Genomic DNA, 22331 nt, shown 5'->3' on the forward strand with positions numbered 1-22331 from the left:
GGACCAAGAGTGAGCGCGTCAGGCACCGCGGCGACGGGGCAGGTCGAGCACATGCTGCGCCAGGTGACGCCAGGACGCTACGACGCCTACGAGGCGCTGCTCCAGGCACTCGCCGACGGCTCCGCCGGCCAGGTGTGGATGCTGCTCTGGCACGGCCGCGCGGGCTCGCCCGACGCCCAGTACGGGAACATGGAGGTCGACGGTCTCGGCTACGCGCCGTGCGTCACCTCCGCCCAGGAGCTGTCCGTCAGTGGCTGGAACCGCGCGCACGAGGTCGTCACCGGCCGCGACATCGCCCGCGCCCTCTATCCCGAACGCTGGGGGATCTGGCTCAACCCGCACGCGCCCGGCGGCGGCGTCGGCATCCCGTGGCTCGATCTGCGCCGCATCGCCACCGGTCTCGACCGGATGCCGGCCGGCCCGCTGCGGCTGTCCGAACCGGCCGTGGAGATCCCGCAGTTCTACGCGCTGCTCACCCAGAACGCCCATCGCACCCCCGCCGTACGGTCGTTGCGCCGCGCGTGGGTCCATCCGGCCCTGGGCGCACCGTATTTGACGATCGGTCTGGATCTGTACGACACCAGCCCGGCCTCCGTCGACGCCGTGCGCGCCATGATGCAGCAGTCCATCGGCGCGGTCCCCGAGGGGCTGCCGGTCTCCACCGTGGCGATGTCCGACGAGTACGACCCGGTCACGATGTGGCTACGGGCCAACTCCCGGCCGTTCTACGACCGGGAGGCCCACGGCGCGCCCCCGGCCGCGCCCGGTTACGGCTACCCGCCCGCCGCTCCGCGCGCGTACTGACCCACCCGGCGGCGTACCGACCGGTACTGACCAGTACAGTCAGCCGCGCCGTACATCCTCCGGACGGCGCGAGCCGTATCGAAACGTGGCGAAAACGGCCCGCCGTTCCGCTCAGGCGATCACAACGTCCGGATAACGGTAGCTGTCTGACTCCATCACGTTTGAGCAAACATTCCCCTTGACCACTGGCGGGTGATCACTACGGCCATGAAGACTCCCGGCAGCGGGGACCGTCGGTCCTCTGTGCGAGCGGCCCAGCATCGCTCCACGGGAAGCCCTCCTTGGGACGCTTCCGCGAGACCAGCACCGATGTGTGCGCCAACTGATGCGAGACAGGCCGTTACAACGGCGGGTACGGGGCCGGCGACCGCCGGCCAGGAGGGGTCGAAGACGTTGTGACCGCACCGATCGAGACCACCAAGTCGGCTGCCGAAGTGCAGCCGGAGGCAGTGCTCACGGGCGCCAAGCAGAGCCAGATCGAGGGTCGTTCGCTCGGCCGAATAGCCTGGACGCGCTTCAAGCGCGACAAGGCCGCAGTGGCGGGCGGCATCGTTGTCATCCTCCTGGTGCTGCTCGCGATACTGGCCAAGCCCATCCAGGCCGTATTCGATCTCGACCCCAACGCGCTGAACCAGGACCTGGTGGACCCGCAGCTCCTCGCCCCCAAGGGCGCCTGGGGCGGCATGAGCTGGGACCACCCGCTCGGTGTGGAGCCCGGCCTCGGCCGTGACCTGCTCGCCCGCATCATCGAGGGCTCCTGGGTCTCGCTCCTCGTCGCCGCCGGAGCGACGCTCCTCTCGGTGGCCATCGGCACCCTCCTCGGCGTCATCGCCGGCTACTACGGAGGCTGGGTCGACGCCGTCGTCAGCCGCCTGATGGACACCTTCCTCGCCTTCCCGCTGCTGCTCTTCGCGATCTCGATCTCCGCCGCCCTCCAGGACGGCGCCTTCGGACTGAGCGGACTGCCCCTGCGGATCGGTGTGCTGATCTTTGTGATCGGCTTCTTCAACTGGCCGTACATGGGCCGGATCGTGCGCGCGCAGACCATGAGCCTGCGCCGTCGTGAGTTCGTCGACGCGTCCCGGAGTCTGGGGGCCCGAGGGCCCTTCATCCTCTTCCGGGAACTGCTGCCGAACCTCGTGGCGCCGATCCTCGTCTACTCGACGCTCCTGATCCCCACCAACATCCTCTTCGAGGCCGGTCTGAGCTTCCTCGGCGTCGGCATCGCCCCGCCGCAGGCCTCGTGGGGCGGCATGCTCACCACCGCGGTGGACCTGTACGAGGTCGATCTGCACTACATGTTCGTGCCCGGCATGGCGATCTTCATCACCGTGCTGGCCTTCAATCTGCTGGGTGACGGGCTGCGCGACGCACTCGACCCCCGCAGCAAATAGCCCCCCGGGCATGACCCAGCACCATCCGTACCACCAGCATCACCCAGCACCATCCACAGCGGCCGACCTTGAGCTCCGTGCCGTATCCATTGATAGAGGGGCTTTCCTCAGGATGAAGACCAAGAAAGCGACAGCTGTCCTGGCGACAGCCATCGTGCTGGCGCTCAGCGCGTCGGCGTGCGGCGGCTCGGACAGCAAGGACAACAACAGCAAGGGCGGCGGCGCCGGTATCGACGCCGGTCTGACCTCGGTCGTCAACAAGTCCGACAAGAAGGGGGGCACCGTCACCTTCGAGCACTCGGACGTGCCGGACTCCCTGGACCCGGGCAACACCTACTACGGCTGGGTGCAGAACTTCTCCCGGCTGTACGGCCGTACGCTCACCAGCTTCAAGCCGGCCGCCGGCAAGGAAGGCCTGGAGGTCGTCCCCGACCTCGCCGAGTCCCTCGGTGAGGCCAGCGCGGACGCCAAGACCTGGACGTACAAGCTGCGCAAGGGCGTCAAGTTCGACGACGGCAGCCCGGTCACGTCCAAGGACGTCAAGTACGCCATCGAGCGCAGCAACTTCGCGCCCGAGGCCCTCTCGCACGGTCCCACCTACTTCAAGGCGTACCTTGAGGGCGGCGACAAGTACAAGGGCCCGTACAAGGACAAGTCCGCCGAGGGTCTGAAGTCCATCGAGACCCCGGACGACCAGACCATCATCTTCAAGCTCAACAAGCCGTTCGCCGACTTCGACTACCTGGCGACCTTCTCGCAGACGGCCCCCGTGCCGCAGGCGAAGGACAAGGGCGCCGAGTACGTCAAGGCGATCTCCTCGTCGGGCCCGTACAAGTTCGAGTCGTACAACGAGGGCCGCAGCGCGACCCTCGTGCGCAACCCGCACTGGGACAAGGCCACCGACCCGATCCGCCCGGCGCTCGCCGACAAGATCACCATCAAGTTCAAGGTCAACCCGACCACGGTCGACCAGCACCTGATGAGCGACAACATCACGGTGGACGCCGCGGGCACCGGTCTCCAGACGAAGACCCAGCCCAAGGTCCTCACCAAGTCGGCCGAGAAGGCGAAGACGGACAACTCGTACGCCGGCGCCACCTCGTACCTCGCGCTGTCGACGAAGGTGAAGCCCTTCGACAACGCCGACTGCCGCAAGGCCGTCCACTACGCGATCGACAAGGCGTCCGTCCAGGCCGCGCTCGGTGGCGACACCAAGGGCGACGTGGCGAGCACGCTGCTCCCGCCGACGGTCAACGGGTACCAGAAGTTCGACCTGTACCAGACCGAGGGCAACAAGGGCGATGTCGCCAAGGCCAAGGCCGCGCTCGCGGACTGCGGTCAGCCGGACGGCTTCAAGACCAACCTGACCGCCCGCTCCGACCGTCCCGACGAGGTGCAGATGGCCACCGCCATCCAGGCCTCGCTCAAGAAGGTCGGCATCGAGGCGGAGATCAAGCAGTACCCGTCGGGCAAGTACTTCGGTAACTTCGCCGGTGTCCCGAGCTACGTGCACGAGCACGACCTCGGCATGATGATGATGGCGTGGGGCGCCGACTGGCCGACCGGCTTCGGCTTCCTCGACCAGATCGTCAACGGTTCCGCCATCAAGCCCTCGGGCGGCAACAACCTGATGGAGCTGGACGACCCGAAGATCAACAAGGCGCTGTCGGACGGTATCGCGCAGACCGACGACGCCGCCCGCACCAAGGCGTGGGGCGAGGTCGACAAGCTCGTCATGGAGAACGCCTCGGCCGTGCCGCTGATCTACCGCAAGAACCTGCTGTACCGCCCGGACTCGGCGACCAACGTCACCGTGACCCAGGCGTACCTCGGTATGTACGACTACCTGCTGATCGGCTCCACCACCTAATCCAGCGGTAGAGCCTTCCCAACCCCCCGAATTGCCTGAAAGGCAGGTGAAGGCTTCGGGTCCGCCGGCCGGGTCACCCCCCGCCGGCGGACCCGGCGCCGATCGGCTGTGACTGCGTACATCATCCGACGCGTGATCGCCGCGGTAATGCTGTTGCTGGTGGTCAGCGCAGTCACCTTCGCGATCTTCTTCCTTGTTCCACGGCTCGGTGGGCAGACGATCGACCAGCTGGCAGTCCAGTACGTCGGTAAGGACGCCAACCCCGACTCGATCGCCGCCGTCAAGGCGAACCTGGGGCTCGACCAGCCCCTCTACACCCAGTACTTCGACTTCATCAAGGGCATCTTCGTCGGCGCCGAGTACAACTTCGGCCCGGACCCGTCCATGTGCAACGCGCCCTGCTTCGGCTACTCCTTCAAGACGCACGTCGAGGTGTGGCCCGAGCTGATGGACCGGGTGCCGATCACGTTCTCCCTGGCCATCGGTGCCGCGGTGATCTGGCTGCTCTCCGGTGTCGCCATCGGTGTCCTCTCGGCGCTCAAGCGCGGCTCGATCTTCGACCGCCTCGCCATGACGCTGGCCCTCGCGGGCGTCTCGCTGCCGATCTTCTTCACCGGCATGCTCGGCCTCGCCCTGTTCACCGTCCAGTGGCCACTGTGGGGCGACGGCGTCAACTACGTGCCGTTCGCCGACAATCCGGCGGACTGGGCGTGGAACCTGATCATCCCCTGGTGCAGTCTCGCCTTCCTCTACTCCGCCCTGTACGCCCGGCTCACCCGGGCCGGCATGCTGGAAGTGATGGGGGAGGACTACATCCGTACGGCGCGGGCCAAGGGCCTGCGGGAGAGCACGGTCGTCGCCAAGCACGGACTGCGCTCCGCGCTGACGCCCATCGTCACGATCTTCGGTATGGACTTCGGTCTGCTGCTCGGCGGCGCCGTCATCACCGAGCAGGTCTTCTCCTTGCAGGGCATGGGCTCGTACGCGATCCAGTCGGTGAAGGACGCCGACCTGCCGATCGTGATGGGCGTGACCCTGTTCGCCGCATTCTTCATCGTCTTCTGCAATCTGCTGGTGGACCTGGTGTACGCCGCCATCGACCCCAGGGTGAGGTACTCGTGAGCGAGGTTTCCAAGGAGCAGTCGGGCGTACGGGTGCCCGCTCCCGCGTCCGCGCCGGGCGAGCCGGTGGTCGCCAAGACCGCCGGGCCCGCCGGGTCCGGCGGCGCGGGGGAGCCCTTCCTCTCCGTACGCGACCTGCGCATCCACTTCCAGACGGACGACGGTCTGGTCAAGTCGGTCGACGGCGTCAGCTTCGACGTCCAGGCCGGCAAGACCCTCGGCATCGTGGGTGAGTCGGGCTCCGGCAAGTCGGTCACCTCGCTCGGCGTGATGGGCCTGCACCGCTCCGCCAACGCCGCGATATCGGGCGAGGTCTGGCTGGACGGCGAGGAACTGGTCGGGGCCGACCCCGACCATGTACGGCGGCTGCGCGGCCGGAAGATGGCCATGATCTTCCAGGACCCGCTCTCCGCGATGCACCCGTACTACCGCATCGGCGCGCAGATCGTGGAGGCGTACCGCGTCCACCACAAGGTCAGCAAGAAGATCGCCCGCGCACGGGCGATCGAGATGCTCGACCGGGTGGGCATCCCCGAGCCGCACAAGCGCGTCGACAGCTACCCGCACGAGTTCTCCGGCGGTATGCGCCAGCGCGCGATGATCGCGATGGCCCTGGTCAACAACCCCGAACTGCTCATCGCGGACGAGCCGACGACCGCCCTGGACGTCACCGTCCAGGCGCAGATCCTCGACCTCATCAGGGATTTGCAGAAGGAGTTCGGCTCCGCCGTCATCATGATCACCCATGACCTCGGGGTCGTCGCCGAGATGGCGGACGATCTGCTGGTCATGTACGGCGGCCGGTGCATCGAGCGCGGACCGGCCGAGAAGGTGTTCTACGAGCCGCAGCACCCCTACACCTGGGGACTGCTGGGCTCGATGCCCCGGATCGACCGTGAGCAGACGGACCGGCTCATCCCCGTCAAGGGCCAGCCGCCGTCCCTCATCAACGTCCCGCAGGGCTGTGCCTTCAACCCGCGCTGCCCGTACGCCGACGTGCCCAAGGACGGCATCACGCGCACGGAGCGCCCCGAGCTGAAGCAGGTCGGCACCGGGCACCACTCCGCCTGTCATATGTCGCAGGAGGAGCGGACCAAGATCTGGACCGAAGAGATTGCGCCGAAGCTGTGAGCGCCGACGCCGTGAGCAACGCAAAGGATGCCGCTGTGGCGGAGACGACGGTAAAAGACACGGCGGGTGAGCCCCTGCTGAGGGTGGAAGGGCTGGTCAAGCACTTCCCCGTCAAGAAGGGGCTGTTGCAGCGCCAGGTCGGCGCCGTGAAGGCCGTCGACGGGCTGTCGTTCGACGTCCACCCCGGCGAGACGCTCGGCATCGTCGGCGAGTCCGGCTGTGGCAAGTCGACCATGGGCCGGCTGATCACACGGCTCGACGAACCGACCGCCGGGAAGATCGAGTTCCAGGGTCACGACATCACGCACATGTCGGCGGGCAAGATCCGTCCGCTCCGCCGTGACGTGCAGATGATCTTCCAGGACCCCTACTCGTCGCTGAACCCGCGCCACACCATCGGCACGATCGTCGGCGCGCCGTTCAAGCTCCAGAACGTGGAGCCCGAGGGCGGGGTGAAGCAGGAGGTCCAGCGCCTGCTGGGCCTGGTGGGACTGAGCCCCGAGCACTACAACCGCTATCCGCACGAGTTCTCCGGCGGCCAGCGCCAGCGCATCGGTATCGCGCGGGCCCTGGCGCTCAGCCCGAAGCTGGTCGTCGCCGACGAGCCGGTCTCGGCGCTGGACGTGTCGATCCAGGCGCAGGTGGTCAACCTGCTGGACGACCTCCAGGACGAGCTGGGCCTCACGTACGTGATCATCGCGCACGACCTCTCGGTCATCCGCCATGTCTCGGACCGGATCGCCGTCATGTACCTGGGCAAGATCGTCGAGCTGTCGGACCGCAAGTCGCTGTACGAGCGGCCGATGCACCCGTACACGAAGGCGCTGCTGTCCGCGGTGCCGGTGCCGGACCCGAGGCGGCGCGGCGTCAAGAGCGAGCGGATCCTGCTCAAGGGCGACGTGCCGTCGCCGATCTCGCCGCCGAGCGGCTGCCGGTTCCACACCCGGTGCTGGAAGGCGACCGAGGTGTGCCGGACGGTGGAGCCGCCGCTGATCCAGCTGGAGCCGGGGCACGAGGCGGCCTGCCACCACCCGGAGAACGCGCCGGACCAGATCCCGGACGACACGACGGTGCTGGCGTCGGCGCGCGAGGCCATCGCGCTGGTGGGTGACGCGGTGGTGGGTGACGCGGTGGCGGCGGACCCGGCCGCGGCGACCGCTGAGACCGCCAAGGCCCCTGAGGCGGCCAAGGCTTCCGAGACCGCCAAGGCCCCTGAGGCGCCGGCGAAGAAGCTCACCAAGGAGTAGCCCGTACGAGGCCCGTACGCGTACCTCACGCACGCCCCCCGCCCGCCTGGTCCCACCATGCGGACGGGGGGCTTTCGCGTCGCGTCCGAGAGGCTTCTGCGTCGTACGGGCGGTTCGCCCCGTTCGCCCCGCCCAACTGCGGCTCTCCTGGCACGACTTGACGGATTACGAGTGCGATGCCCCGGAGTCGGTCCATTTGTCGACTGTCCGGATCTCAGGTCTGCAACTCCGCATTGCGGCCTGTTCATTTGGCACTTTCTTGACTGTAATGTTCGGCCGTCAAGACCGAGCTCTCGACTCGTCGGACCCTGGGGTGGAGCATGCGAATATTCAAGTCCCGAGCCGCTGGAGCGATCGTCACGGCCTTGGCCGTCGCGCTGATCGCCACCGGCTGCTCCAGCGAGCGCGACGAGGAAGGTGACTCGGGCGGCGCGAAGGACACCTTCGTCTTCGGCGGCCCGGGTGACCCCGGTTCGCTGGACCCGGCGCTCGCGAGTGACGGCGAGACCTTCCGCGTCACCCGCCAGGCCTTCGAGGCCCTGCTGAAGCACGAGCCGGGCGGCAGCGAGCTGGCCCCCGCGCTGGCGGAGAAGTGGTCGGGCAACGACGCTGGCACGGTCTGGACGTTCAACCTCCGCAAGGACGTCACCTTCCACGACGGCGAGAAGTTCAACGCCGCCGCCGTGTGCGCCAATTACGACCACTGGTTCAACTGGAAGGGCACGTACCAGTCCAGCGCGGTCTCCTACTACTGGCAGACCGTCATGGGCGGCTTCGCGTCCAACGAGGACCCCGAGACGCCGAAGGCGAACTACAAGTCCTGCACCGCGAAGGACGAAAGCACCGCCGTCATCGAGGTCAACGAGCCCTCCGCGAACCTGCCGGGCGGCTTCTCCCTCCAGGCGCTGGCGATCCACTCGCCGAAGGCCCTGAAGGAGTACGCGAAGCAGGACGCGACCGCCAAGGGCGACGCCATCACGTACCCCAAGTACAGCCAGGTGGCCGGTACGGTCGCGGGCACCGGACCGTACAAGATCAGCGAGTGGAACAAGGGCAACAAGGAAGTCTCGCTGGAGCGTTACGACGACTACTGGGGCACCAAGGCCAAGATCAAGAATCTGGTCTTCCGCACCATCGACACCGAGGACGGCCGTCGCCAGGCCCTCCAGGCCGGTGACATCGACGGCTACGACCTGGTCGCGCCCGCCGATGTGAAGACCCTGGAGAGCGACGGCTTCCAGGTCCCCACGCGTGACGTCTTCAACATCTTCTACGTCGGCATGAGCCAGGAGAAGAACACGGCGCTGAAGAAGCCCGAGGTCCGCCAGGCCATCGCGCACGCCATCGACCGCGAGAACCTGGTCAAGACCCAGCTGCCCGAAGGCGGCGTCGTGGCGACGCAGTTCATGCCCGACACCGTCGCCGGCTACTCGGACGCCGTGAAGACGTACCCCTTCGACACCGCCAAGGCCAAGCAGCTCCTCGGGGACGCCGGCGAGAGCGCGCTGAAGGTCGAGTTCTGCTACCCGACCGAGGTCACCCGCCCGTACATGCCCGCTCCGCAGGACATGTTCGAGCTGATGAAGGCCGACCTGGAGAAGGCCGGGATCACCGTCACGCCCAAGCCCATGAAGTGGGCGCCGGACTACATCGACGCCACCGAGGCCGGCGGCTGCGAACTGCACATGCTGGGCTGGACCGGTGACTTCAACGACGGCTACAACTTCATCGGCACCTGGTTCGCCGAGTACGACAAGCAGTGGGGCTTCAAGGACAAGGGCATCTTCGACGCCATGAAGGCCGCGTCGATCGAGACCGACCCGGCGAAGCGGACCGAGCTGTACAAGACGGCCAACGAGACGATCATGGCGTACCTCCCGGGTGTGCCGATCTCCTCGTCGCCGCCGGCGATCGCCTTCGCCGACGACGTCAACCCGCCGAAGGTCTCCCCGCTGACGCAGGAGAACTTCGCCGAGACGTCCTTCAAGTAACAGGCGACTTCCAGGGTCCGCCCGGCCGGCGGCGTACACACCCCGGCCGGGCGGGCCCCTCCTACGTTCCTACGTACCGAAGAAAGGGGCACGCGGGGTGCTGCGACTCGTCGCACGACGACTGCTACAGCTGATACCCACCCTGCTCGGTCTGTCGGTTCTGCTCTTCCTTTGGCTGAACCGGCTGCCCGGCGGACCCGCGTCGGCGATCCTGGGCGAGCGGGCGACCGAGGCCGAAGTGACCCGTATCAACCGGGCGTTGGGACTCGACGAGCCGGTGTGGGTCCAGTACTGGCGGTTCGTCAAGCGGATCTTCCAACTGGACCTCGGCACCTCCACCCAGACCGGCCAGCCGGTGTGGGAGGAGTTCACCCTGCGCTTCCCGGCGACGGTCGAACTCAGCGTCACCGCCATGGCCATCGCCGTCGTGGTCGGCGTCCCGCTCGGCTACTTCGCCGCCCGGCGCCGCGGCAGCTGGCTCGATGTGACGGCGGTGTCGGGCTCGCTGCTCGGCATCTGCATCCCGGTCTTCTTCCTGGCGCTGCTCCTCAAGGGCCTGTTCGCCGTCAACCTCGGGATCTTCCCCAGCTACGGCCGTCTGTCGACCGGCATCGACGCGACGAAGGTCACCGGATTCGCCGTCCTCGACGGCGTGTTGACCGGGGAGTTCGACGCCTCCTGGGACGCCGTCATGCATCTGGTGCTGCCCGGGATCGCCCTCGCCTCCATCCCGCTGGCCGTCATCGTGCGGATGACCCGGGCCAGCGTGCTCGAAGTGCTGGGCGAGGACTATGTGCGTACGGCGGAGTCCAAGGGTCTGGAGAAGCGCGTCGTACGCGCCCGGCACGTGCTGCGCAACGCGCTGCTGCCGGTCGTCACCGCCGTCGGCCTGCTGACCGGCAGCCTGCTGTCCGGCGCCGTCCTCACCGAGTCGGTCTTCACCTTCGGCGGCATCGGGTCGTTCATCCGTACGTCGATCGACGCCCGCGACTATCCCGTGCTCGTCGGCTTCATCCTCTTCATCGCGCTGGTGTACGTCCTGATCAATCTGCTGGTCGACGTGGCGTACAGCCTCATCGACCCGAGAGTGCGGGTGCACTGACGTGAACGCGACCCCCGACGTCCCCAACGGCCCCAACGCCCCCGACGTCACACCGAAGTTGACGAAGAAGGCCGACAAGATCGACCGGCTCGCCCAGCTCATGGAGCGGACCGAGACCACCTCGGGCGCCGGACTGTGGCGCGAGGCGTTCCGCCGGCTGCGCACCAGCAAGACGGCGATCATCGGCGGCGTCGTCATCGGCCTGTTCGTGCTGATCGCGATCGTCGGCCCGTGGCTCGCCCCGTACAGCCCCACGGCGCAGGACTGGCGCGGCGAGGTCTTCTCCAACCAGGGCCGCTTCGTCGGACCGCGCGCCGAGAACTGGTTCGGGCTCGACCACCTCGGACGCGACGAGTTCTCGCGGATGCTCGTCGGCGCCCGGCAGACCCTGCTCGTCGGTGTCGTGTCGATGCTCATCGGGCTGGTGGCCGGCGCGGTCATCGGCGCCGTGTCGGGCGCGGCGGCGACGCTCGGCGGTGAGCCCGGCCGGCGCCTGGACACCGTGATCATGCGGGTCACCGACATCATGCTGGCGCTGCCCTCGCTGCTGCTGGCCGTGTCCGTCGCCGCGGTGCTCGGCCAGTCGCTGACCACCGTGATGATCGCGGTGGGTGTGGTCCAAGTGCCGGTGTTCGCGCGCCTGTTGCGCGGATCGATGCTCGCGCAGGGCAGCTCGGACTATGTCCTGGCGGCCAAGGCGCTGGGCATCCGCAAACGCCGTATCGTCCTCACCCAGATCATGCCCAACTCACTCAGCCCCGTGATCGTCCAGGCGACGCTCAGTCTCGCCACCGCGATCATCGAGGCCGCCGCCCTGTCCTATCTGGGCCTCGGCAACCCGGACCCGGCGATCCCGGAATGGGGCGTGATGCTGTCGCAGGCACAGCGCTTCTTCGACAACGCGCCGATGATGTCGGTCTATCCGGCGGTCGGGATCATCATCACCGCTCTTGGCTTCACGCTGCTCGGTGAGGCGATGCGGGAAGCCCTCGACCCGAAGCTGCGAGGCTGAACTCCCATGGCGCTACTGTCGGTTGACGCACTGTCGGTCACCTTCGCCGGGCACGGTACGGGGCGGGGCCGGGGGCCGGGTACGGCGCGGGACACGAAGGCCGTCGACGGCGTCTCCTTCGACGTCGCCGAGGGCCAGGTCGTGGGCCTGGTCGGCGAGTCGGGCTGCGGCAAGTCCGTGACCGCGCTCGCGCTGATGGGTCTGCTCCCGCGCAAGGGGGTGAGCGTCGGCGGACGCGCCGAGTTCGACGGCGCGGACCTGCTGTCCCTGGGCGAGAGGAGACTTCGCGACCTGCGCGGCAAGCAGCTCGCGATGATCTTCCAGGACCCGCTCTCCTCCCTCAACCCGGTCGTCCCCATCGGCGTACAGGTCACCGAGATCCTGACCCGCCACCGCGGACTGAAGGGCGACGCGGCCCGCAAGGAGGCCGCGACACTGCTCGACCGCGTCGGGATCCCCGATCCGGACCGGCGGCTGAAGGAGTACCCGCACCAGCTCTCCGGCGGAATGCGCCAGCGCGCGCTCATCGCCATGGCGGTCGCGTGCGCGCCGCGCCTGCTGATCGCGGACGAGCCGACGACGGCCCTCGATGTCACCATCCAGGCCCAGATCCTGGAACTCCTCAAGGAGTTGGTCGACCAGGAGGGCACCGCGCTTCTGATGATCACTCATGACCTCGGTGTCGTCGCTGGCTTGTGCGACCAGGTCAACGTGCTCTACGCGGGGCGGGCGGTGGAGACGGCGGGCCGCCGCGAACTGTTCGCGCACCCCACCCATCCGTACGCGCACGGACTGCTCGGCTCCATCCCGCGCCTCGACGCACCGCGCGGCGAGCCGCTCAGTCCGATCCGCGGATCGATCAACGACAAGATCGCGTGGGCCGACGGCTGCGCGTTCGCGCCCCGGTGCGACTTCTACACGATGGAGTGCCTGACAGGTACGCCGGAACTCACCGAACCGCGCGCGCCCGGCCATCAGGTGCGCTGCGTCAACCCAGTACTGCCGGCGGAGTCTTCCGCCGGAACGGCGGAGGTCTCCTCATGAGTCTGCTCGAACTGGACGGCGTCAAGGTCCACTTCCCCGTCAAGCGGGGCGTCTTCTTCGACCGTACCGTCGGCCATGTCTACGCCGTCGACGGTGTCTCGCTGAAGGTCGAGGCGGGCCAGACGTACGGTCTGGTGGGGGAGTCGGGCTGCGGCAAGACCACCCTGGGCCGGGCCGTCCTGCGCCTCGTCGACATCACCGAGGGCGAGGTCGTCTTCGACGGTACGGATCTGGCGAAGCTGCCCGACGAGGAGATGCGGAAGATCCGGCACCGCCTCCAGATGGTCTTCCAGGACCCGCTGGGCAGCCTCAACCCCCGGCAGAACATCGAGTCGATCCTCTCCGAGGGCATGGCGGCGCACGGCATCGGCGCCGACCAGGAGGAGCGCCGGACACGGATCAAGAAGATCCTCGCGGAGGTCGGACTGCCGGCCAACGCGCTCTCGCGCTATCCGCACGAGTTCTCCGGCGGCCAGCGCCAGCGCATCGGTATCGCGCGGGCACTCGTCCTCGAACCGGACGTGATCATCTGCGACGAACCGGTCTCCGCGCTCGACGTCTCCATCCAGGCGCAGGTGATCAACCTCCTTGAGGAGCTTCAGGAGTCCAAGGGGCTGACCTATCTCGTCATCGCCCACGACCTGGCCGTGGTCCGCCATATCTCGGACGTCATCGGGGTGATGTATCTGGGCTCGCTGGTGGAGGAGGCGTCGAGCGACGCGCTGTACGCCGAGCCGAGGCACCCGTACACGAAGGCGCTGATGTCGGCGGTGCCGGTGCCCGACCCGGACGTCGAGGACCGCCGCGAACGCATCCTGCTGCACGGCGACCTCCCGTCACCGGCGTCACCGCCGACCGGGTGCCGTTTCCATACGCGGTGCCCCTGGAAGCAGGAGACGCGCTGTGCGACGGAGCGGCCGGAGCTGACCGTGGTGGGGGACGGGCACCGGGTGGCGTGCCACTTCGCGGCCGAGATCGAGGCGGGGACGGTGGAACTGACCAGGCCGACGGGGATCGAGGCGGTGACGGAGACGGAGACGGTCTGACCGCCGGGCCGTCGGGCCGCCGGGCGGCCCGCTTGCCCCTTGCCCGCCCCGCTTGCCCGCTTGCCGCTCGCTCGCGTCAGAGGCGGCGCGCGAGGCCGTCGAGCAGCAACTCGACGGTGAAGTCGAAGCGTTCGTGGTCGGTCCCCGCGGTGATGTCGGCGGCGTGGCGCTTGGTCTGCGGGAAGGTGTCGGGCAGGGCGGCGAACCGGCTCAGCAACTCGTCCCGGTCGCCGCCCCACTCGTCGCCGGACCGGCCGCGCAGGGAGACCTCAAGCGTGTACGCGTTGACGTAGAGCGTCAGGGAGTCCACGCCCCAGGCGGCGGTCCGCGGTGCGACACCCCCGGCGAGCAGGATGGCGAGCATCCCCTCGGCGAGACGCAGCGTGTCCTCGTTGGTGGGGGCGGCGGCGAGCGCGGCCCGGGAGATCCCTTGGTAGCGCAGGTACTCGTCGCGCAACTGGGCGCAGACGCCGGCGATCTGCTCCCGCCAGGCCGCGGGGTCCGGTTCGGGCAGGTCGATCTCGGCGCAGAGGCGGCCGATGAGCAACTCGTCCAGGTCGTCCTTGTTGACGACGTGGGCGTACAGGGACGCCGGTCCGGTCTCCAGGGCGGCTGCCACCCGGCGCATGGTCAGGGCCTCGTAGCCCTCGCGCGCCACGATGCCGAGCGCCGCGTCGACGACGGCGTCCACGGTGATCGGCCGCGTCCGACGACCGCGCGCCGGCGGCGTGCCGGCTTCGGGAACGGGCTGATGGTGCCGCGCTGCGCGCCGTTGCTGAGGAGTCGGTGGCATGGTGCGAGCGTATCGGAGGGACGAACCCTGTTCCATGCGAGTCGAACGGCGTCCGCGTGTGGCGAACGTTGTTCTCCGTGAGCTGTACGTGCGTTGTCCGCGCGCTGTCCGTGCCGCCCTCGCGCCGTTGGGCGGGTGACCCGTCCCCGGTCGTCCCCGGCCGCGATCCGCCCGGTAGAACTGTCGGGTGTTCCAGGAACTGTTCAGCCCCTCCGTCCAGCACTCGCTCGACCTCGCCGGCATCTTCGTCTTCGCGATCTCCGGCGCCCTGCTCGCCGTCCGCAAGAACTTCGACGTCTTCGGCATGGCCGTGCTCGCCGAGGTCACCGGGCTGGGCGGTGGGCTGCTGCGGGACCTGATCATCGGAGCCGTACCGCCCGCGGCCTTCACCGACCTCGGCTATTTCACGATGCCGCTGGTGGCGACGGTCCTGGTCTTCTTCCTGCACCCGCATGTCGAGCGGATCCAGGGCGCGGTGAACGTCTTCGACGCGGCGGGGCTCGGGCTCTTCTGTGTGACGGGCACGGTGAAGGCGTACGAGTACGGGCTGGGCCTCACCGCGTCGGCCGCGCTCGGTCTCGCCACGGCGGCGGGCGGGGGTGTCCTGCGCGACGTGCTCGCCAACGAGGTTCCCTCGCTGCTGCGTTGGGACCGCGATCTGTACGCGGTGCCCGCGATCGTCGGTGCGGCGACGGTGGCGGTCTGCATCCGCCTCGACGAGCTGAACGGGCTGACGAGCGGGCTCGCGGCCCTCGCCGCGTTCGTGCTGCGGCTGCTCGCGATGCGCTTCCACTGGCGGGCCCCGCGCGCGTACAACCGGCGGTCGACGGCGGCGGAGGAGCCCGAATCGAACGTCTAAGCTACCGCTCAGTAGTGAACTGTTGTACGATTCCGTTCATGGCACAGGGACCTCCACAGGCGGCGCACACATCCGCCACGGACAGCGAGTTCGACCGCGACACCTCCGTCATCCTCCGTGAACCGGGCGTCTACGACGCCGACCTCTCCGAGGGCTGGGCGATCCTCTCCGCGATCAACGGCGGCTATCTGCTGGCGATCGTGGCCCGCGCCCTGCGGGACGCGCTGCCGCACCCCGATCCGTTCACGGTCACGGCGCACTATCTGACGCCGTCGAAGCCCGGCCCGGCGGTCGTCCGTACGGAGGCGGTACGGACCGGCCGCACGCTCGCCACCGGCCAGGCGTCGCTCTTCCAGTACGAGGCGGACGGCACGGAGGTCGAACGGGTCCGGGTCATCGCCGCGTACGGTGCGCTCGACTCGCTCAGCGACGACGTCCGCACCTCGGTGAAGCCGCCCACCCTGCCGCCGCCCGAACAGTGCGTCGGTACGGAGGACGGGCCGGCCGCCTTCCCGGACGACTCGGGCTTCGCGCGACGCGTGGCGATCAGGCTGGACCCCGCGACCACCGGGTGGGCGGTCGGCGCCCCGTCCGGAAAGGGCGAGGTGCGCGGCTGGTTCTCGCTGGCCGACCATCGCGATCCCGACCCGCTCTCGCTGCTGCTGACGGTGGACGCCTTCCCGCCGACCGCGTTCGACCTCGGTCTGATGGGCTGGACGCCGACGGTCGAACTGACCACCCACATCCGGGCCCGTCCGGCGCCGGGCCCGCTGCGGGTCTTCGTCACCACACGGAATCTGGCGGGCGGCTATCTGGAGGAGGACTCGGAGGTCTGGGACACCGCGGACCGTCTGGTCGCCCAGTCCCGCCAACTGGCCAGAGCACCACGGGCGGGCAGGGCGCCGGAGAGCCGATAGCCGGACGGACGGACGGACAGGCGGCGGGAGCGGGGGCGCGGGAGCGCCGCCCCGGGTCGGGGTCGGCCCCGGACCGGTGCGCGATCCTTGCCATGTGAAGTCCGATCGGCTCCTGTCCATCCTGCTGCTCCTCCAGACGCGGGGGCTCGTCCCCGCGTCCGAGCTGGCCGAGCGGTTCGAGGTGTCCGTACGGACCGTCTACCGCGACGTCGAGGCGCTCTCGGCGGCGGGTGTCCCCGTCTACGCCGAACGCGGCAGACACGGCGGCATCGCGCTGCTGCCCGGCTTCCGTACGGACGTCACCGGTCTGACCGCCGACGAGTCCCGCGCGCTGTTCGTCCTCGCCGCGCGGGGCACGCACTCCGCGCTCGGACTCGACCGGGCACTCGGCTCGGCACTGCGCAAGGTGATGGCCGCGCTGCCGGCGGCGCACCGCCCCGCCGCCGAGCGGACCAGCCGGCGCATCATCGTCGACCCGGAGCGGTGGGCGCGCGCGGGGCGGCCCGCCGTCGACCTGGACGTCCTGAACACGGCGGTCTTCGCCGACCGCCGGCTGCGGCTGGACTACCGGCACAGCGGCACCACGGAAGCGAGGACGTACACGGTCGATCCATACGGTCTCGTCGTCAAGGCCGGCGTCTGGTATCTGGTCGCCGACCATCGCGGTGTCCCCGGTCTCTACCGCGCCGGCCGGGTGCGCGAAGCGACCCTGACCGACGCCCCCGTGCGCCGTCGCGAAGGCGTGGAGCTGGGCGACGTCTGGGAGTTGCTGCGGCGGAGGGTCGAACTTCGCCCGGCCGACATCGAGGTCACCGCCCGCGTCCGCGTCAGCCGGCTCGACATGTTCCTCCGTATCCAGGCGGCCCAACTGACCGACGAGGAGCCGGTCGTGGAGGCGCCGGGGGAGTGGGCCAGGGTGGCTCTCGTCTTCACGGAGCTACGGGCGGTCCGCGCCCTGCTCGCCTTCGGCGAGAACGTGGAGGTGCTGTCGCCGCCCGAGGCACGGGACCTGCTGGCCGGGGCCGCCGCCGCGGTCACGGAGCTGTACGGAGGAAGTCGCCCAGCGCCAGGGTGAGTTCGGCGGGAGCGTCCTCCTGTACGAGGTGACCCGCACCGGGGATCAGGCGCAGCTCGGCACTGGGAACGAGCCCCGCGAGCTGCCGTCCCTTCTCCAGCGGGATCCAGGTGTCCTCCGCACCCCAGCAGATCAGCACCGGCAGGTCCAACTCCCCGTACCGGCCCTCGATCTCGTCGGTGAATCGCTGGTCGTTCTGCGCGATCTGCCGGTAGAAGGCGGGCCGCCCCTCCCGCGTGCACCACGGCTCCACCAGCGCGTCCAGGACGTCCGCGCGCAGCCCCGGGTGGCTGGCCGAGCCCACGTACTCCCGCACGAGCGCGCGGTGCAGTCCGGGCGGCAACTGCTCGAAGACCTCGCCGTGTTCGCCGAGCAGCCGGTACGTCGGCGAGCCCCAGGGCGCCAGCGCCACAGGGTCCACGAGCGCCAGCCGCACGTACCGCGCGCCGTGCAGCAGCGTCGCGCGCAGGGCCACGCATCCCCCGAAGTCGTGCGCCACGACGGCGGGCCGCTCCAGCCCCCAGTGCCGGAGCAAGTCGCCGAAGACCCGCGCTTGCGCGCCCAGCGACACGTCCTGCCCCTGCCGCATCTCCGACGCCCCGAACCCCGGCATGTCCCACACGTACACCCGATGCCGCCGCGCGAGCGCCCGCGCGGGGCCCCGCCACACGTACGACGAGAACGGCGTCCCGTGCAGCAGCACGACGGGCGCCCCGTCGACGGGCCCGACGACACCCCACCGGACCTCACCGGACGAGCTGTTGAACGTGTGGTCCAGAGTCCATCCATCCATGCCCACCAGGCTAGTTCCCGGGTCCGACATTCGCCGGGCGCCGGCCGGACGCGGCGTCCGCCCCGCCCGCTCACAGCCCCCGGGCGCCGTCGATCCGCTCGCGGAGCAGATCGGCGTGGCCGTTGTGCCGGGCGTACTCCTCGACCAGATGGATCAGCACCCAGCGCAGCGACACCGTCCCGCGCCACCCGTCCTCGCCGACGACGTCGAGGCCGGGCGCCGCCGCGACGAACCGGTCGGCGAACGCCACCTCCTCGCGCCACGCCTCCCACGCCGAGGCGACCACGTCCCGGTCCGGGACGGCGCCCTCGAAGTCGCCGTCCGGGCGGGCCGGCGAGGAGAACCGGGGCGGTGCGTCCTGCCCCGCCAGGACGCACCGGAACCAGCGGCGCTCCACGTCGGCCAGATGACGCACCAGACCGAGCAGCGAGAGCGTGGAGGGCCCCACGGCGCGCCGCGACAGCGCCACATGCTCCAACTCCGCGCACTTCAGCACCAGCGTCGCGCGCTGGGCGCCCAGGAAGCCGGCGAGCATCGCGCGCTCGTCGCCGGTGGCGGGGGCGTCGAGCCGGCCGTCGGGCCCGGCGGTGACGAACATCTCTGCTCTTCTGCTGCGACCGCTCACGCCCCCCATCATCCCCGCGCCGGGGCCCGCCCGACCTGCCCCCTCCCCGTTCCGAGCCCCGCCCCGGGGCCGTTCCGAGCCCCGCTCGGGCCCGCCCACGGCCATCCGCACCCACCGCGGCTCGTAGAATCGGGAGCACCATGGCCTATCTCGACCACGCCGCGACCACTCCGATGCTTCCCGAGGCGATCGAGGCGATGACCGCTCGGTTCGCCGATGTCGGCAACGCGTCCTCGCTGCACGCCGCCGGGCGGCGGGCCCGGCGTACCGTCGAGGAGGCCCGCGAAGAGCTGGCCGAGTCCCTCGGCGCCCGGCCCAGCGAGGTCGTCTTCACCTCCGGCGGCACCGAGGCCGACAACCTCGCGGTGAAGGGCCTCTACTGGTCGCGCCGCGACGCCGACCCGGCCAGGACGCGCGTACTCGCCAGCCCCGTCGAGCACCACGCCGTTCTCGACGCCGTCGACTGGCTCGGCGAGCACGAGGGCGCGAACGTCGAGTACCTGCCCGTCGACGGCTACGGCAGGGTCTCGCCGCAGGCGCTGCGCGAGGCCATCGAACGCGACCCGGACGATGTGGCCCTGGCCACCGTCATGTGGGCGAACAACGAGATCGGCACCATCCTCCCCGTACCCGAACTCGCCCAGGTCGCCGCCGAGTTCGGCATTCCGCTGCATTCGGACGCCGTCCAGGCGTTCGGTCAGACCGAGGTCGACTTCGCCGCGTCCTCACTCGCCGCGATGACCGTCACCGGGCACAAGATCGGCGGCCCGTACGGCGTCGGCGCCCTGCTCCTCGGCCGCGAGCACACCCCCGTCCCCGTCCTGCACGGCGGCGGCCAGGAGCGGCATGTGCGCTCGGGCACCCTCGACGTGCCCGCCATCGCCGCGTTCGCCGTCGCGGCGCGGCTCGCCGCCGAACGGCGCGACGAGTTCGCACGCGACATCGGCGCCCTGCGCGACGAGTTGATCGCTTCCGTAAGGAAGGCCGTGCCGGACGCGGTCCTCGGCGGCGACCCCGTCGACCGCCTCCCTGCCAACGCCCACTTCAGCTTCCCCGGCTGCGAGGGCGACTCGCTGCTCCTGCTACTGGACGCGCAGGGGATCGAGTGCTCGACCGGATCGGCCTGTACGGCGGGGGTCGCGCAGCCCAGCCACGTACTGCTGGCCACCGGCACCGACCCCGAACTCGCGCGCGGCACGCTCCGGTTCACCCTGGGCCACACCTCCACAGAGGCCGACGTCAAGGCGCTCGCCTCGGCGATCGCCCCGGCGGTCCGCCGCGCCCGAACGGCCGGCCTGAGCTAGGGCCTGTCCGGAAGTCCCGTCCGGCCCGCGACGCCTGTCCGCCGCTCCGCCCGCAGGGCGGGCGCGGGCCCCGGCCCGCAGGCGCGGACGGCGCTACGTTCCGGAGACGCCTCAGGGCCCGCTCCGGGCCCCCTCAGGCCCCCGTCGTCGGGCCGGGGCTCGGTGAGGCCGTCTCCAGCTTCGCCCGCGCCGCCCGCACCAGCTTCATGTACCGGTCCCAGTCCCAGTTCGGCCCGGGATCCGTGTGGTCGGTCCCCGGCACCTCCACGTGCCCGATGATGTGGGTCCGGTCGACGGGTATCGCGTACCGCTGGCAGATCCCGGCCGTCAGCCGCGCCGACGACTCGTACATCTCGTCCGTGAAGTCCTCCGGCCGGTCCACGAACCCCTCGTGCTCGATGCCGACGCCGCGTTCGTTGTACGAGCGGTTTCCCGCCTGGAACGCCACGTCCAGCTCGCGGATCATCTGCGCGACGTGCCCGTCCTTGCGCACCACGTAGTGCGTGGCCGCCTGGTGCGCCGGGTCCTTGAAGACCTTCAGCGCCGTCCGGTAGCTGCCCTGGACGACATGGATGATCACCCTGTCCACGGCGAAGTCGTCGGGCCGGTCCGCCCGCCGCCAGTTCGCCGACGACGCCGCGACCCACTCGGCGCCCGCGTGATCCAGCTCACCCGGCCTGCGCGGCTTCTCCACCCCCGGTATCCGATACCAGATCCGGGTCGCCTCGTCCTGGCCCGCCAGGACCGCGAGTGTCCCGCCACCCACCACGGCGGCGGCGCCGCCGATCAGAAAGGCGCGCCGTCCGACCGTCGAGCCCTTGCCCGCCGGGGTCCCGCCACCAGCCGCACCGCCTTCGTCCGCACCGCTCGAACCGCCCCTGCCCGGGGTGCCACCGCTCGTGTCGCCACCAGTGTCACCGCTCGCGTCGCCGCCGGCGCCACGGTTCGTGACGTCCAGCCTCCTCTTGCCCATGGACTGTCAACGGATACTCGCGCGACTCTGGTTCCCCGGCACCCTTACGCTTGTGTGGCTATGACTCAGACACCCCAGCGCCCCCTCCGTGTGCTCGCCGCCATGTCCGGCGGTGTGGACTCCGCCGTCGCCGCCGCCCGCGCAGCCGAAGCCGGTCACGACGTCACCGGCGTCCACCTCGCGCTCTCCGCGAACCCGCAGTCGTTCCGTACGGGCGCGCGGGGCTGCTGCACCATCGAGGACTCGCGCGACGCCCGGCGGGCCGCCGACGTCATCGGCATCCCCTTCTACGTATGGGACCTCGCCGAGCGCTTCCGTGAGGACGTCGTCGAGGACTTCATCGCCGAGTACGAGGCAGGACGCACGCCGAACCCGTGCCTGCGCTGCAACGAGAAGATCAAGTTCGCGGCGCTGCTCGACAAGGCGATCGCGCTGGGCTTCGACGCCGTCTGCACCGGCCACTACGCGACGGTCGTCACCGCCCCCGACGGGTCCCGTGAGCTGCACCGCGCCAGTGACATGGCCAAGGACCAGTCGTACGTCCTCGGAGTACTCGACGAGCGCCAGCTCGCGCACGCCATGTTCCCGCTCGGCGACACCCTCACCACGAAGGACGAGATCCGCGCGGAGGCCGAGCGCCGCGGCCTGGCCGTCGCGAAGAAGCCCGACAGCCACGACATCTGCTTCATCGCCGACGGCGACACCCAGGGCTTCCTCGCCGCCCGTCTCGGCAAGGCCGAGGGGGACATCGTGGACGAGTCGGGGGCCAAGGTCGGTACCCACGAGGGCGCGCACGGGTTCACCATCGGCCAGCGCAAGGGCCTGCGGATCGGCCACCCGGCGCCGGACGGCAAGCCGCGCTACGTGCTGGACATCTCGCCCGTCGACAACACCGTCACGGTCGGCCCCGTGGCCGCCCTCGACGTCACCGCCCTGACGGCCATCAGGCCCCGCTGGTGCGGCGGTACCGCCCCCGTCGGCCCCGGCGCCTACACGGCGCAGCTGCGCGCCCACGGCGACGAGACACCGGTCACGGCCGAGCTGATCGACGGCACCCTGCATGTCGGCTTCGCGGAGGCCGTACGGGGCGTGGCGCCGGGCCAGGCGATCGTGCTGTACGACGGCACGCGCGTGGTCGGCTCGGCCACGATCGCGACGACGGTCCGGCGTGCGGGGGCCCTGGCCGGCTGACCGGATTCACCGGCGGCCCCGTTACGCAAGCGTAATCAG

The 22331-nt window shown here is 69.9% G+C and carries 19 protein-coding genes and 1 pseudogene; 16 read left to right on the forward strand and 4 right to left on the reverse strand.

All coding sequences use genetic code 11. From position 1 onward, the window contains the following. Positions 1-9 precede the first annotated feature (9 nt). The 11 genes and pseudogenes from ACFYNU_RS06105 to ACFYNU_RS06155 all read left to right on the forward strand — a co-directional run. Entirely contained in the window at positions 10-804 is a 795-nt protein-coding gene (locus ACFYNU_RS06105) for an enhanced serine sensitivity protein SseB C-terminal domain-containing protein (RefSeq protein ID WP_356588024.1), read from the forward strand. Positions 805-1199: 395 nt separating this feature from the next. After that, positions 1200-2198: an ABC transporter permease gene (locus tag ACFYNU_RS06110; protein WP_356588022.1), complete on the forward strand. Its 999-nt coding sequence runs from the start codon at positions 1200-1202 to the stop codon at positions 2196-2198. 112 nt (positions 2199-2310) lie between these two features. Next, a complete protein-coding gene (locus ACFYNU_RS06115) occupies positions 2311-4068 on the forward strand; it encodes an ABC transporter substrate-binding protein (RefSeq protein WP_356588020.1) in 1758 nt (585 codons plus the stop codon). Positions 4069-4176: 108 nt separating this feature from the next. Beyond that, positions 4177-5190: an ABC transporter permease gene (locus tag ACFYNU_RS06120; RefSeq protein WP_069627698.1), complete on the forward strand. Its 1014-nt coding sequence runs from the start codon at positions 4177-4179 to the stop codon at positions 5188-5190. Continuing rightward, positions 5187-6320, forward strand: coding sequence for an ABC transporter ATP-binding protein (locus ACFYNU_RS06125; protein ID WP_356588018.1), 1134 nt, complete (start codon positions 5187-5189; stop codon positions 6318-6320). The genes ACFYNU_RS06120 and ACFYNU_RS06125 overlap by 4 nt, the downstream gene beginning before the upstream one ends. 35 nt (positions 6321-6355) lie before the next feature. Next, complete coding sequence (locus ACFYNU_RS06130; protein ID WP_356588016.1) at positions 6356-7567, forward strand: dipeptide ABC transporter ATP-binding protein; 1212 nt, start codon at positions 6356-6358, stop codon at positions 7565-7567. 320 nt (positions 7568-7887) lie between these two features. Continuing rightward, entirely contained in the window at positions 7888-9558 is a 1671-nt protein-coding gene (locus ACFYNU_RS06135; RefSeq protein ID WP_356588014.1) for an ABC transporter substrate-binding protein, read from the forward strand. A 97-nt stretch (positions 9559-9655) separates the two neighbouring features. After that, on the forward strand, positions 9656-10660 hold the full coding sequence (locus ACFYNU_RS06140) for an ABC transporter permease (RefSeq protein ID WP_356588012.1): 1005 nt from the start codon (positions 9656-9658) through the stop codon (positions 10658-10660). Positions 10661-10760: 100 nt separating this feature from the next. Then, the gene (locus ACFYNU_RS06145) at positions 10761-11672 is read left to right on the forward strand and encodes an ABC transporter permease (protein ID WP_356588248.1); all 912 of its coding nucleotides are present in this window, start codon (positions 10761-10763) and stop codon (positions 11670-11672) included. Positions 11673-11678: 6 nt separating this feature from the next. Further along, on the forward strand, positions 11679-12716 hold the full coding sequence (locus ACFYNU_RS06150; RefSeq protein WP_356588010.1) for an ABC transporter ATP-binding protein: 1038 nt from the start codon (positions 11679-11681) through the stop codon (positions 12714-12716). Further along, positions 12713-13759, forward strand: a pseudogene (locus ACFYNU_RS06155) (ABC transporter ATP-binding protein); the annotation flags it as partial. The gene ACFYNU_RS06150 and the pseudogene ACFYNU_RS06155, both read left to right, overlap by 4 nt. Before the next feature lie 79 nt (positions 13760-13838). On the opposite strand, the gene ACFYNU_RS06160 reads toward ACFYNU_RS06155, so the two are convergent. Next, positions 13839-14555: a TetR/AcrR family transcriptional regulator gene (locus tag ACFYNU_RS06160; RefSeq protein ID WP_356588008.1), complete on the reverse strand. Its 717-nt coding sequence runs from the start codon at positions 14553-14555 to the stop codon at positions 13839-13841. A gap of 187 nt (positions 14556-14742) precedes the next feature. Between ACFYNU_RS06160 and ACFYNU_RS06165 the strand changes: the two genes are divergently transcribed. The 3 genes from ACFYNU_RS06165 (at position 14743) to ACFYNU_RS06175 (ending at position 17406) form a co-directional block, all read left to right on the forward strand. Further along, the gene (locus tag ACFYNU_RS06165; RefSeq protein WP_356588006.1) at positions 14743-15414 is read left to right on the forward strand and encodes a trimeric intracellular cation channel family protein; all 672 of its coding nucleotides are present in this window, start codon (positions 14743-14745) and stop codon (positions 15412-15414) included. A gap of 38 nt (positions 15415-15452) precedes the next feature. Continuing rightward, positions 15453-16331 (forward strand): thioesterase family protein, encoded by an 879-nt coding sequence (locus tag ACFYNU_RS06170; RefSeq protein ID WP_356588004.1) that lies wholly within the window; start codon positions 15453-15455, stop codon positions 16329-16331. 94 nt (positions 16332-16425) lie between these two features. Next, complete coding sequence (locus tag ACFYNU_RS06175) at positions 16426-17406, forward strand: WYL domain-containing protein (RefSeq protein WP_356588002.1); 981 nt, start codon at positions 16426-16428, stop codon at positions 17404-17406. Here ACFYNU_RS06175 and ACFYNU_RS06180 read toward each other — a convergent pair. Continuing rightward, positions 17366-18199 carry an alpha/beta hydrolase gene (locus tag ACFYNU_RS06180; protein WP_356588000.1) on the reverse strand — a complete coding sequence of 278 codons (834 nt, stop codon included), beginning with the start codon at positions 18197-18199 and terminating at the stop codon, positions 17366-17368. The genes ACFYNU_RS06175 and ACFYNU_RS06180 overlap by 41 nt on opposite strands. Before the next feature lie 70 nt (positions 18200-18269). Then, positions 18270-18833 (reverse strand): DinB family protein, encoded by a 564-nt coding sequence (locus ACFYNU_RS06185; RefSeq protein ID WP_388765351.1) that lies wholly within the window; start codon positions 18831-18833, stop codon positions 18270-18272. Between the two features lie 131 nt (positions 18834-18964). Between ACFYNU_RS06185 and ACFYNU_RS06190 the strand changes: the two genes are divergently transcribed. Beyond that, positions 18965-20128, forward strand: a complete 1164-nt coding sequence (locus ACFYNU_RS06190) for a cysteine desulfurase family protein (RefSeq protein WP_356587996.1) — start codon at positions 18965-18967, stop codon at positions 20126-20128. Between the two features lie 133 nt (positions 20129-20261). Here the strand turns inward: ACFYNU_RS06190 and ACFYNU_RS06195 are convergent, their stop codons facing one another. Beyond that, positions 20262-21101 carry an N-acetylmuramoyl-L-alanine amidase gene (locus ACFYNU_RS06195; RefSeq protein ID WP_356587994.1) on the reverse strand — a complete coding sequence of 280 codons (840 nt, stop codon included), beginning with the start codon at positions 21099-21101 and terminating at the stop codon, positions 20262-20264. 60 nt (positions 21102-21161) lie between these two features. Here ACFYNU_RS06195 and mnmA point away from each other — a divergent pair, with 60 nt between their 5' ends. Then, the gene (mnmA, locus tag ACFYNU_RS06200) at positions 21162-22292 is read left to right on the forward strand and encodes a tRNA 2-thiouridine(34) synthase MnmA (RefSeq protein ID WP_356587992.1); all 1131 of its coding nucleotides are present in this window, start codon (positions 21162-21164) and stop codon (positions 22290-22292) included. Positions 22293-22331: the final 39 nt, after the last annotated feature.

This window comes from Streptomyces sp. NPDC006643 (assembly GCF_042870175.1).
Taxonomy (GTDB): Bacteria; Actinomycetota; Actinomycetes; order Streptomycetales; family Streptomycetaceae; genus Streptomyces.